General features: G+C 49.4%; 8 protein-coding genes. All 8 read left to right on the forward strand.

Annotated elements, in window-relative coordinates; translation table 11 throughout:
- Positions 1 to 37: 37 nt before the first annotated feature.
- The 8 genes from AC6B99_RS06530 to AC6B99_RS06565 all read left to right on the forward strand — a co-directional run bounded on the left by AC6B99_RS06530 (position 38) and on the right by AC6B99_RS06565 (position 12,617).
- On the forward strand, positions 38 to 1,843 hold the full coding sequence (locus AC6B99_RS06530; RefSeq protein WP_496663035.1) for a cache domain-containing sensor histidine kinase: 1,806 nt from the start codon (positions 38 to 40) through the stop codon (positions 1,841 to 1,843).
- Positions 1,844 to 1,845: 2 nt separating this feature from the next.
- The gene (locus AC6B99_RS06535; RefSeq protein WP_056035431.1) at positions 1,846 to 3,465 is read left to right on the forward strand and encodes a response regulator; all 1,620 of its coding nucleotides are present in this window, start codon (positions 1,846 to 1,848) and stop codon (positions 3,463 to 3,465) included.
- 131 nt (positions 3,466 to 3,596) lie between these two features.
- On the forward strand, positions 3,597 to 3,890 hold the full coding sequence (locus tag AC6B99_RS06540) for a hypothetical protein (protein ID WP_155973143.1): 294 nt from the start codon (positions 3,597 to 3,599) through the stop codon (positions 3,888 to 3,890).
- 542 nt (positions 3,891 to 4,432) lie between these two features.
- Positions 4,433 to 7,108: a YhgE/Pip domain-containing protein gene (locus AC6B99_RS06545; RefSeq protein WP_496663036.1), complete on the forward strand. Its 2,676-nt coding sequence runs from the start codon at positions 4,433 to 4,435 to the stop codon at positions 7,106 to 7,108.
- A gap of 17 nt (positions 7,109 to 7,125) precedes the next feature.
- Positions 7,126 to 7,719: a hypothetical protein gene (locus AC6B99_RS06550; protein ID WP_496663037.1), complete on the forward strand. Its 594-nt coding sequence runs from the start codon at positions 7,126 to 7,128 to the stop codon at positions 7,717 to 7,719.
- A gap of 260 nt (positions 7,720 to 7,979) precedes the next feature.
- On the forward strand, positions 7,980 to 8,678 hold the full coding sequence (gene sigK, locus AC6B99_RS06555; RefSeq protein WP_056035418.1) for an RNA polymerase sporulation sigma factor SigK: 699 nt from the start codon (positions 7,980 to 7,982) through the stop codon (positions 8,676 to 8,678).
- Between the two features lie 553 nt (positions 8,679 to 9,231).
- Entirely contained in the window at positions 9,232 to 11,019 is a 1,788-nt protein-coding gene (locus AC6B99_RS06560) for a sensor histidine kinase (protein ID WP_056035416.1), read from the forward strand.
- The gene (locus AC6B99_RS06565) at positions 11,019 to 12,617 is read left to right on the forward strand and encodes a response regulator transcription factor (RefSeq protein WP_496663038.1); all 1,599 of its coding nucleotides are present in this window, start codon (positions 11,019 to 11,021) and stop codon (positions 12,615 to 12,617) included. Before AC6B99_RS06560 ends, AC6B99_RS06565 begins: the two co-directional genes overlap by 1 nt.
- The last annotated feature ends 36 nt before the right edge of the window (positions 12,618 to 12,653 follow it).

Here is a 12,653-nt window from a genome sequence, read left to right on the forward strand (position 1 = left end):
TTCATTTACTCCAAACGGTCAGGGTGATGACATTACGATGCGTACGATAGATTTTTCATTACGGCAATCGATTTTGCGAAGAAGCAAGCTGTCCACTTTGATGGTCGCTTGCTTCGTGCTGTTGAACCTATTGTTTTTACTTGTGATTATTTGGCTGTCCTACCGTTCCTTCTCGGATGTGACCTTTAGCGAAATTAGCAAGGCGCGGCTGGCTTTGCTTAATGAAAGCACGAATCGCGGCTTCGATTTCATGACCGATATGACGAATACGGCCTATTCCGTCGTCAGCAACAAGGATGTGAAGGAAATGCTGGAGGCTGGCGCCATATCCAAATACGATATGCTCGTCAAACGGCGGGCCATTTCGGATTTGCTGCATCATACGCTGGTCGTCAATTCCGGCATCAGCTCGATTGAAATTTACACGGATAAATTTAATGATGTTCCGTATAGCTCAACCGATTTAGTGTTTCCCGTCAGCAAAATCGCTGATCAAAACTGGTTTTCAGCCTTAGAGAAGGCGGATGCTATTTGGATTCCGGAAGAAGAAAACGCTTCCTCGAAATCGTTGATCGGGTATGCCCAGCATATGTTCGACAGCAAAGGACGGACGATGGGCTATCTGGTCATCAGCATGTCGCAGCAGGATGTATTGCGTAATTTTGCCGATGTGCCGATGGTGCTGGAGGGGCAAGTGCTCGTTGTGGATACGGCGGGCAACATTATTGTGAAGGTGAACGACTCGCAGGTGGAGGGCGAGGAGGTCATCCTCGATGCCGAATGGCTGGGTGACCGCTCGAAAACGCTCAGTGATGGATATGAGCTGCTGCGCAGGGATGATCAATCGTATTTGGTCGTGTTCTCCAAGCCTAGCTCGGTGCAGTGGCGGCTCGTACAGACGATCCCGACCAGAACGCTGCTGAAGGCGACCTATCAGGCGGGCTGGTATGTGCTAGGCATCGGAATATTAAGCTTATTGCTTTCTGCGATTTTGACCTATTGGTTTGTGAAAAGCATCATCAAGCCGCTGCGCCGATTGATGGCGGAGATGAAGCGGCTGGAGCGCGGCGACTTCCAGGCGAAAGCGACAAGCGCCTTCACCGAGGAATATGTGCAGCTTTCCTACAGCTTCAACCATATGGTGTCGCGCCTGAAAGAGTCGATGGACGACGTGAAGACGGAGAGCAAGGCGAAGCGAGATGCGCAGACAAGCTTGCTGGAAGCGCAGATTAAGCCGCATTTTCTGTATAATACGCTCGATATGATTCATTGGCGGGCGCTTGATTATAAAGCTGAGGATATCAGCTTTATGATTACCCAGCTCGGCAAGCTGCTGCGAATTGGCCTGAGCGGCGGCAAGCTGTTCATCCGCGTGCGCGATGAGCTGGAGCATGCCCGCTGCTACCTAAGCATTCAGAAGGAGCGGATGACATTTCCGATCGCTTATACCGAGCAGGTGATGGACCCGCAAATGCGCGGTTATTATATTCCGAAAATTATTTTGCAGCCGCTAATTGAGAACGCGGTCATTCATGGCAGCCCTGCGGACAGCTCGTCGGAGCTGGCGCTGGCACTGGATATTCGCGAGCAGCATGTGCCGGGGCAAGCACCTTATTTGGAGATTAGCCTGACCGACAATGGGCGGGGCTTGCCAGACGATTGGCATATGGACAAGGCGACAGGCATCGGCATTCGCAATGTGCATACGCGCTTGCAGCTTTATTGCGGGCCATGGTATGGCTTGCAGCTTGCAAATAGCGAGCAGGGAGGCGTGAAGGTGACAGTAAAGCTGCCGATTATTGAAACGGAAGCCCAATTAAAACGGTTGCTGGACGGTGAATAAGGATGAAATCAGTGCTTCTTGTAGACGATGAGCCGCATATTATTGCGGCGCTGACGCGGCATGTGGGCTGGGAGAAGCTGGGGCTGCGCATTGCAGGAACGGCCGCGAATGGCGTGCAGGCGCTGGCGAGCTACCGCGAGCTTCAACCGGATCTGGTTATTACCGATGTGAATATGCCGCAGATGAACGGACTTGCGCTTGTCGAAGCGCTGCGGCAGGAGGATGCGGGCCTGCCGATCGTTATTTTGAGCGGCTTCGATGAGTTTGAAAATGCGCGGCAGGCGATGCGCTGGGGCGTTCATCATTTTTTGCTGAAGCCGGCTGCTGTAGCGGAAATTGAAGGCGTGCTCGCTGAAATTATAGGCGAGCTCGATTTGCAGGCGGAGAAGCTGCGGCTGGAGGAGCATTACAAGTTGGAGCTCGACCGGCTGCTGCCGTATTTGCGCGAGCGATTATTCACCGAGCTGCTGACGACGCGCTATCAGCCGCATGAGCTGCATGAGGAGCGGCTCGCTTATTTGAACATTCCTTCGCCAAAGCACGTGGCGGCGGTAAGCTTGCAAATGACGCGCCCTGCGCTGCTTACGAAGCTGAAGGAGCGAGACTGGCAGCTGCTTAAATTCGGCGCGAACAACATCATTCGCGAAATGCTGGCAGGCAAAATGGGCGGCTCGCCCATCTACGGCTACGCGATTGATTATTCCGACCGGCTGTTCGTGCTCGTTCTGCTGTCGGAGCAGGCGCAGGAGGGCGAGCTGTACCAGGCATGTGAGGAGCTTGCTTACAGCGTAACGGAGAAAATAACGGCGCTGCTCAAGCTGGAGGCTACCGCAGGCATCGGTTCAGTACGCAGCAGCTTGCATGAGCTGATCGATTCGTATTTGGAAAGCCGCGTGGCGCTGGAGGCAGCGGAATTTCAAGGGACGAGCCAGGTGTATCCTTATGCGGAATGGGCACAGCTGGATACGACGTATGACCAATATGCACCGCTGCTCAAGCAGTGGAATGAGGCGCTGTCAGACAAGGATTTGGAGCGGGCAGCCCAGCAGTGGGAAGCGATTTATAATCAGCTGCAAAAGGAAGCGAGCGGCTCGCTCACGGATATTCAGACGATTTGCGTCGGCTTGTTCAGCTCGCTGACTTTTTTCTGGAATGAGGCGTTCGCCCAGCATCAGCTGCCGCGTACGCTGTCGCAATTTTTGCAGGGCATCCAGCAGCATTTGACGCTTGGCGACTTGGCACGCTGGATGAATGAGCTCGTAGAGGAATGGCTGCAAAGCGCGGCACAGGAAATTTCCGGCCGGAAAAGCAATCGGCTTGTCGATAGCGTGAAGCAGTATGTGGCGGCGAATTTCAGCCAGGAAATCAGCTTTGCGGCGATTGCCAAGGAGCTGTTCGTGCACCCGAAATATTTAAGCCAGCTGTTCAAGCGGGTAACAGGGCAAAACTTTGTGCATTATTTGAACGATTACCGCATTCATAAAGCCATCGACTATTTGCAATCGGGCCATCATATGGTGTACGAGGTCAGCGAGATGGTCGGCTTCAATAATCCGACCTATTTCAGCCAAGTGTTCAAAATGAGCACGGGCAAAAGCCCTTCGGATTATTTTCGGATGTGAGGGGATAGGAGACGTGTAGCCTAAAGAAAGCAGAAAGGCCCACATCGTTATTGTGGGCTGTTTTTGCTTTTTTCCTAATCCATTGGGTTAACGGGCAGTTGTATACAGCTACACAACAGGATATTTGGATAATGATGTGGAATTTTATGCACTTGTTTAAGTATGAACCATTCGAATATCCTACTATAATAAACAAGTTCATTCAAATGGATATGGTGCTGATATTAATCCAATTACATGGTGGAGTGATACCTCAACAGTGGCATGGGTTAATCTATGAGGCAATTAATATAAAGCGGCTTCGTCCTGACCGCTGTTATTATTCAAATGAAAAGCGATTGGCTGACCTAGTAGCATTGCTTCGTTACATTCATCTAGAAGCTAATCGGATTTTTGATGATTCGATTGATTTGATGAACGAATGAATAGCAGCAGTACAATGCATAAAGAGAAATTTGGCGGACACAGCAGCAGCTATTTCAACCGAATTACGGGTTAAGGGAGATGTGGCGGACTCAGAAGCCGCTTTTATGCTGCAAAAAGCCATTTTGACGAGCTGATGAGGGCAATAACGGATTTCCTGTCCGCTTACGGCCTAAAATCGGGTAAATAGCCAGAATAGCGGAATCTCAGTCCTCGAAAAAAGGAGTGAGCATGCCGAGCTCCGTCGCCTCAGCCGCAGTGGTCTGTTTCTGCAACAATCACATGACGTTAAAGAGTGGGCATCCATTCATAACGCTAAAGAACCTTCCACAATGAATGGAAGAAATAATGGATGTAATCCGTACGTAATATCCCCCACAATTTCCTGCCCCTTTTATATGCTATTCCAAGCCATACTCCCCGAAAAAAATCATCATGATATTTCTTCTTTTCCCTGTTAATGCTAAACTAAGGTCTGATTAGCGGCAATCGGGTGTTGCAAAGGCCGCTCCACAACTTCTGATATAGCAAAGGCGGTCTACTTATGCGCAATATTTGGCATATTTATAAAACAGATTGGCTCCATATTTTACGTGTGCCTACCGGCATTTTTCTTATTTTAGCGATTATATTGCTCCCCGGCTTGTACGATTGGGTCAATATTAAATCGGTGTGGGACCCTTACAACAACACGCAGGGCATTAAAATTGCAGTCACGAGCCTCGATGCGGGAGCGAGCGTGCAAGGCAAGACGGTTAATATCGGTGAGGACCTAGTGACAAGCCTGCAAACGAACGAGAAGCTGGGCTGGACGTTTGTAAGTGAGCAGGAAGCGATGGATGGCGTTGAAAAAGGCACCTATTATGCAAGCCTGCTTATTCCAGCTGATTTCTCTGCCAAAATAACTGGCATTATCGAAGGCAAAATCGAGCGGCCGGAAGTGGTTTATACGGTCAATGAAAAGGTGAATGCCATTGCGCCGAAAATAACCGGCTCCGGCGTTTCCGCCATCACGAAGCAAATTAATGAAGGCTTCACAGAAGCTGTAAGCGAAACGGTGCTGACGAAGCTGAAGGAAGCGGGCGTAGAAGTGGAAGCGGAGCTGCCGACGATACGCAAGGTCGAGAACGGCATTTTCAGTCTGGAAAGCCATTTGCCTGAAATTGAAGCGGCTGGACAGAAGGTGCTGGAAGTCGAGAGCAAGCTGCCGGAAATCAACGAGAAGGCGCAAAAAATAATCGAGCTCCAGCAGAAGCTGCCGGAGATTAATCAAGCTGCGCAATATGTGCTAAAGCTGCAGCAATATTGGCCGAAAATCAGCGATGCCGCTTCGGAGGTGCTCATCATTCAGGAGAAGCTCCCTGAAATCCAGAAAGCGGCGCAGCGCATTCAGGAGGTCGATGCCAATTTCGACCGCGTGAGCGAGGTGGTCGACACGGCGCTGGACAAAACGAATACAGCGCTTGGCATTGTGACGACGGCTGAGGAGCAGCTGCCGAAGCTTGAGGCGCTGGGGGGAGACGCGATCGCTTTCGCGGATGGACTGAACGAATTTTTAGCGTCGAGCCAGGAGGTATTTCAGGCGATTAGCCCGACTTTGAAGCAAAATTTGCTGCTGGTCAAGCAAATTGCTGATGCTGCCGAGCTGCTGACAGCAAGGCTGCAGGAGGCTGATCTTACCAAGCTGCCGACCGCGGCGGAAGTTCAGACGCTCTCTGAGCGGCTCAGTACAGCAGCAGGCGTAATCGGCAGCATAACCAAGGTGATGTCGACGATTAACAGCCATCTGCCGGATGGGCAGCTAAGCGGGACCATTCAGCGGCTGAGCGGTCTCACCGAAAAGCTGAATACGCAAATTCAGCTGCTTGGCATCATTAAGGATGCGATGGACCGAGGAACCGCGCCGCCAGAGGAGATTGTAGCGCGTCTGCATGCGGTAACCGAGCAGGTGAACAGCGATCTTGGCTATGTGCTGGAGCATTACGACAGCGATATTGCGCCTGCGATTACCGAAGGCTTGAGCAAATTGCAGCAGCTTGGAGCGGCATCGTCCGATGTGCTGCAAACGGCCAAGAGCAAGCTGCCGGATATCGCCGAGCTGCTCAAGGCTGCGCGTGAAGGACTGACGTTCGGGCAGCAGGAGCTGACCCGCATTCAGGCAGAGCTACCGGAAATCCGCACGAAGGTGCATGAAATAGCGACGACTTTGCAAAGCAAGACGGACGCCTTCGTGAACGCGATTAACACGGCAGCGCCGTTTATCCGCAATGACTTGCCAGCCATCGGCAAAAAAATCGACGCAGCTGCGGCTTTTGTCCAGAACGATTTGCCTGAGGCGGAAAAAGAGCTGGCAAAGCTGGCCGATTTCGTCAAATACCAGCTCCCGGAGCTTACGGACAGCGTGAAACGCGTTGCCGGACTTGTTCGCGACGACTTGCCGCAGCTGGAGGAAGCGATTCGTAAAGCGGCAGACAAACTGCGCGAAGTGAAGGCTGATAACAGCTTTGCCGAGCTTGCGAAGCTGCTGCGCGGTGATATTGAGAAGGAAAGCGAGTTTTTGGCGAGCCCCGTGCTTATTAAGGAAAATCAGCTGTATGCGATTCCTAACTATGGCTCGGCGATGTCGCCATTTTACGGTGTGCTGTCGCTTTGGGTTGGAGCCACGCTGCTCATCTCGATGCTGCGCTCGGAGGCAGACAATCCGAATGGAAGCTATCGCGGCTACCAGCTGTATTTGGGGCGCCTCGGCACCTTTTTAACGATTGGACTATTGCAGGCATTATGCGTAACGCTGGGAGACTTTTTTATCTTAGGCGCATACGTCGCAGATAAGCTGTGGTTTGTTTTATTCGCGATGCTCGTCAGCATCGTATTTGTCACCATTACGTACACGCTGCTGTCTGTGTTCGGCAATGCGGGCAAGGGAATTGCGATAATTTTCATGGTGTTTCAATTTTCCAGCTCAGGCGGGACCTTTCCGATCAGCATGACGTCGCCTTTTTTCCAGGCGCTGAATCCGTTTATGCCATTTACGTATGCGATTAGCTTGCTGCGCGAAGCGGTTGGCGGCATTTTATGGGAAACGGTGCTGAAGGATATGCTGTTCCTGCTCGGCTTTATTGCCATTAGCCTTTTCATTGCCCTCGTGCTCAAACGCCCGCTTAGCGGCATCATTAAGCGCTCGTCCGACAATGCGAAGAAGACCAAAATTATAGCATAGAGATTAAGGGGAAACGTATGAAAACGTATGAACAGTTCGTGGGAGAAATTATTGCGGCGGCGCAGGCTGCGGGGCTGCATATTTATCAAAATAAAAACCGACTGGAAACAAGGTCGCTGGATCGCGAGTTTTCATTTTTTTGTACGCCAAGGGCACACCAGCAGCCATATCAGACGAGTGCCTATATGTATTTTGAATGGAGCAGCGTGCTGACGGCGGAATCGCTGCGTGAGCGGGAGGAGGAGCCACTGTCTCCGGTGCTCAGCATATCTCGTAACGCTGATGAGGCCGCTGAGGATGAGCCTTGTACACAGCTGCATATTCAGTACGAGTTCGAGGTGGCAGAAAATTTTCAAACGATGACGGATGAAATCAATCAGCAGCTGCTGACGATTTTTCGCAAGTCTATGGGCCACACCAACGTTCCGGTTATAAAATGGGAGCTGATTATTCAAGCCAGCGGCGAAAACCATATTTCTAAAATATCGGCGCAGCAGCACTGGAGCATTCCCCTGCTGTCGGATTCGGGTATTGGCCCGATTATGGCTGAGGTTAATGATGTTTTGATCGCAATAGGCGAGCTGCCGTTTATCAAAAAGGATTCAAAGTAGCCTGCGGCATGGTTGTAGTGCCAGACGGTTAAGGTTGAAGGAACTAACCATATTGGTTTTATTCATACCAATTTTCGAGGCAAAGAGAGCTATGTGCTGACGAAGCAATATTAAGCTATTGCGAGTTCCAACTGGTTTATTTATTCTAATTCCTTGTACATGCACATATAGGCCCCCGCCTACATAGAATGTAAAATTGATGTTGGTGTACGCTGAGGCTGATTAGGATGCCCGGTAATACAGCATAGGGGGGCCAGACGATGGGATTATTTGCTGCAATCGCTTTGTTTATTAAACAGTTAACGCTACTTGTATCGTACGTGAAAAATAACGCTTTTCCACAGCCACTTCGCGAAGAAGAAGAAGCGAAGCATCTCGCACTAATGGCCGAAGGCAATACACATTCTCGCAATTTACTTATTGAACATAATTTGCGCCTTGTTGCACATATCGTCAAAAAATTTGATAACACCGGCGAAGATTTGGAGGACTTGATTTCTATTGGTACAATCGGGCTGATCAAAGCCATTGAGAGCTTCCAGACGGGCAAAGGCACGAAGCTGGCGACATTTGCTGCCCGTTGTATTGAAAACGAGATTTTAATGCATCTACGTTCCTTGAAAAAAACGCGCAAGGACGTATCGCTGCATGATCCAATCGGCACCGACAAAGAAGGCAATGAAATTACGCTCGTCGATATTCTGGGAAGCGATCCAAATGAAATTGTGGAAACCGTGCAGCTAAAAATGGAAAAAAGTAAAATTTATAAAAATTTAGTCATTCTTGATGAACGTGAAAAGGAAGTCATCATGGGCAGATTTGGCTTGGAGCATGGCGGGGAAGAACGGACTCAGCGAGAGATTGCTAAGGAGTTGGGAATTAGCCGCAGTTATGTATCGAGGATTGAGAAAAGGGCGCTGATGAAGCTTTATCATGAGTTTTATAAGGTGAAGAAATAGGTGCCTTACCTGAAGGCTTTTTGATTCAGTAATGGATTGTCAACATTATAAAATGTACTTCTCGCGATTTGCAGGATGTCGCACATGGCTGATACCGAGTATTTATCACGGTTGCTGTGGATGATAGCTACTTTCGTCCCATGATCGATGTGGATGGCGTATCAGAAGCTCAGCAGAATGACTGGAGAAGCTTTTGATAATCAAATTTAAGGTACGTAATGCACGAAAGGGCTGGGGACGAATTTTGTCTCCAGCCCTTTTGAATTTTACCCGTACCTCTAGGTTTCGATTACTTGATTATATATTTGCTTACGCATACTTACAATTCTAGAGTATGCTCTCACTCCTATCCGGCATGTGTGCATGCTAGATTGGACGTCAGGAGCTGATTTATTAACGGTCTTTTTTTTATTGCAATGCTATTAATGGGGTATTAATATCGAGATTTCCCGATAAATGCAAAAGGTTTTATTCATCTTGGATCTGAAGTACAATAGCTCTCATAGTAATTGTGAATTTGAATCATGGATAGTAAGGAAAGGAGATATACGAAATGAATCGTTCTTTGCAAATAGACCGATGGGGCAGCATACACTCCATTAGGATGAAGATGATAGCAGGCTTGTTTCTTATCGTTTTGCCGCTGATTGGATTCCTGATTTATATGAATGGCTATGCAATCGACGTCGTCCGCAACCAGGTGGCTGCCTCTAGCAAGGACTTATTAACGCTGTATCGTGACCAGGTGGACGCACGCCTTGTCGAAGCAGATAATTATTTAATCGGGCTCATGCAGGACCCGGATCTCTCGAACATCGATTTTTCCCCGCAGCCCGAGGATCGCATTTTCGCGTCGCAGCGTATCGCGTCGAACTTAACAAATTCTATCCTTCGGTATCCCGTTTTGGACGGGTTATTCGTCTATCTACCCTCAGATGATCAATACTTATACTCCTTCCGCGACCGTTCCACCATGATCGACCGCATGTACATTAAATCCTATATATCGGATAACGTAAGTAAGAATTCTGACATGAGGATGATCACCCAAAAAAGGATGTGGTATGTTCAAAAGAATGGCGACCGCGTTTACCTTCTCCGCTTCTTTGTGCTCGACAACGACTCCATCGTCGGTGCGTGGACTAACGCGGAGTCGCTGCAGACACCGCTTGATCTGCTAGGCATCGGCGAAGAAGGAGCGGCGCTGCTAGGCGACGGGCGCGGCAACGCGATTGTCAATCAAGGTTTTGTCAGTGAACACGGCATTACGATTGAGCCGCAAGCGGAAAGCTATTATCTCACTGGCTCGACGGAGAAATTCCTAGCAGTTAGCGAAGATTCCCGCGAAGGAGAGTTCAGCCTACATGCGTTTATCCCGGAGGATGTGATGCTCCAGCATCTCTCCACATACAAGCTTATTTCCTACTCCCTTCCGTTCGTCGCGGTCCTGATTCTGGCAGCGGCGTTGCTCTTGCTTCGGAAGACGCTCTTACTTCCGCTCAATCGCTTGCTCAAGGTTATGAACCGAATTCAGCAAGGCAATCTCGACACTCAGATCAAGGATTATCCAACTTCTTTGGAGTTCAAGGTCGTTAATGATACGTTCAACAACATGATGGAGCAGATCAAGCATTTGCGAATCAGCGTGTATGAAGAGCAGCTGAATAAGCAGAAAGCGGAACTTCAGCATCTTCAGTTGCAGATTAGGCCGCATTTTTTTATTAATACCCTTAACATGATGTATATGCTAGCCCGTACGAAGGACGTTACGCGCATGGAGGAAATGTCACTGTGTCTGGTGAGGTACTTCAGGTACATGTTCCAAAGCAATCTGAGCTTCGTTGCGCTTAAAGACGAATTGCAGCATATTCGCAATTACTTGCGAATACAAGAACTACGGTATCCCGACCAGTTGACATACGAAATCGAAGCCCCTTCTTTTCTGTTGTCTACACCGGTTCCGCCTCTGATTGTGCACACCTTTGTTGAGAATGCCATCAAACATGCCATGACAATGGATGAACAGTTGTCCTTATCAGTAACAATTGAGATGCTCGAGACGCCACAAGCTGCCCTTCATATTGAAATAAGGGATAACGGTCCCGGCTTCAGCCCTACTGTGGTGGAGAGTATAGATCGTGGTGAGCGAATCGTGGACGACGAAGGGGATCATATCGGCATTTGGAACGTGAAGAGACGGTTGCAATTGATATATGGAGAGCGGACGCAGGTTGTCTTAAGAGACGGGGAGCTGTGTGGCGCCGTAGTGGACGTGACGATTCCTCTCTCGCCCCGAAATGACAAAGAGAAGGACAAGCTTGACCCAGGAGGTATGGACTAATGCTTACGCTGATCATCGTAGATGACGAGAAACTGCTTACAGATTCATTGAAAGGTGACATAGATTGGACTTCTCTCGGATTCGATAAAGTATTCACTGCTTATAATTCGCGCCAAGCAAAAGAGATCTTCGAGCGGGAAAGAATCCATCTTATGGTATGTGATATCGAGATGCCTCAGGGAAGCGGACTAGAGCTTCTAGCTTGGGTGCGCGAGAATCATCCCGACACAGAGACAGTTTTCATGACCTGCCATGCCGAGTTCAAACTGGCACAGCGAGCGATGCAACTGGGGAGCTTCGACTACTTGCTGAAACCGGTTCCGCCGGACGAATTGCTGAGCGTAGGAGGTAAGGTAGTTGCGAAGATTATGAAGGAGAGCAAGGAGAAGCAATACAGTCGGATCGGGCAATTCTGGTCGCTCCGGCAACCGCTAATTGCTGAACAATTCTGGTTAGATCTGCTTCATCATGTTATCCCCTCGAATCCAGATTCCATTAAGCGGGAGGCAGGAGAGAGAGGTATTCCATTCGATGAGAAGCTACAGTTGTTACCATTGTTAATCTCTGTGAAACGTTATCACAAGGATTTCTCTCCCCGGGATCAGAAGGTTTTGGAATATGCGCTAAAGAACAGTGGCGAGGAGACGCTTGGGCTGGAGGGTCAGGGACTTCTGTTTACAACTACAGACCGCGAATTGATGGCACTCATTCCTATCGAAGGAGATGCGGCCCCGCTGCGGGAGCAGTTCAAGGAGAAGGCACGACCGTTAATCGATTATGCGTCTGAGTACTTCTATTGCGACATTGCTATTTATATCGGAAATGCCGTTCAAGGTCATGAATTGAATGGCATGGTAGGAAGACTGCGGGAGCTAGACAAGGAAAATATCGCACTTGCAAAGGACGTATTTCTCTACGATAGTGCTCGTAAGACGCGGGAAACGATCACGTTTCCCGACATGCATGCCTGGTCGATTATGCTTAAGGAAGGACAAGGAGGCCGCGTACTCGATGAGGCTAAGGCATTCCTGTGGACAGCGACAGCGAGTATGGACGTGGATTCGCTGTACCGATTCCATCATAACTTTCTCCAAATGGTGTTCTACGTTTTGAAAATAGAGGGAATTGATGCGCAGCTTTTGTTCGGTGATGATAAGTCTGCCGACCTATTCCGCAACGCGTCCCGATCCGTTCCCGACATGGTGGGCTGGATGACGCATATAATCGGCAAGTCAATGGATCAGGTCCGGAGCATAAGGGAATCGCCTTCCATTCTGGACAAGGTCGAGCAATACGTGAACGCACGGCTGGATTCGGAGCAGCTTTCGCGGGAAGACGTTGCTGCCTACATGTTCTTAAATCCTGATTATTTGGACAGGCTGCTGAAGAAGCAGACGGGTCATTCCGTCACAGAGTTAATTATAAACAAGCGGATGGCGCTTGCGTTGGAGCTTCTGCTCAAGACGGAGCTTCCCATTGGCACCATAGCGGTGCAATCGGGTTATTCCAACCTTGCCCATTTCTCACGGAGGTTCAAACGGTTTGCGGGACTCAGTCCCCATGAGTACCGTAAAAAAAACGTTGCCAATTCCAAATAGATGGCTTCCATGTAAGATGAACGAATAGTCGATAAT

The sequence above is a fragment of the Paenibacillus liaoningensis genome, from assembly GCF_059609455.1.

Bases quoted from the DNA above. Each gene is read 5' to 3' on its own strand.
- AC6B99_RS06560 (WP_056035416.1), top strand. From the start codon at position 9,232: ATGAATCGTTCTTTGCAAATAGACCGATGGGGCAGCATACACTCCATT.
- AC6B99_RS06550 (WP_496663037.1), top strand. From the start codon at position 7,126: ATGAAAACGTATGAACAGTTCGTGGGAGAAATTATTGCGGCGGCGCAG.
- AC6B99_RS06535 (WP_056035431.1), top strand. From the start codon at position 1,846: ATGAAATCAGTGCTTCTTGTAGACGATGAGCCGCATATTATTGCGGCG.
- AC6B99_RS06530 (WP_496663035.1), top strand. From the start codon at position 38: ATGCGTACGATAGATTTTTCATTACGGCAATCGATTTTGCGAAGAAGC.
- sigK (WP_056035418.1), top strand. From the start codon at position 7,980: ATGGGATTATTTGCTGCAATCGCTTTGTTTATTAAACAGTTAACGCTA.
- AC6B99_RS06545 (WP_496663036.1), top strand. From the start codon at position 4,433: ATGCGCAATATTTGGCATATTTATAAAACAGATTGGCTCCATATTTTA.
- AC6B99_RS06565 (WP_496663038.1), top strand. From the start codon at position 11,019: ATGCTTACGCTGATCATCGTAGATGACGAGAAACTGCTTACAGATTCA.
- AC6B99_RS06540 (WP_155973143.1), top strand. From the start codon at position 3,597: ATGATGTGGAATTTTATGCACTTGTTTAAGTATGAACCATTCGAATAT.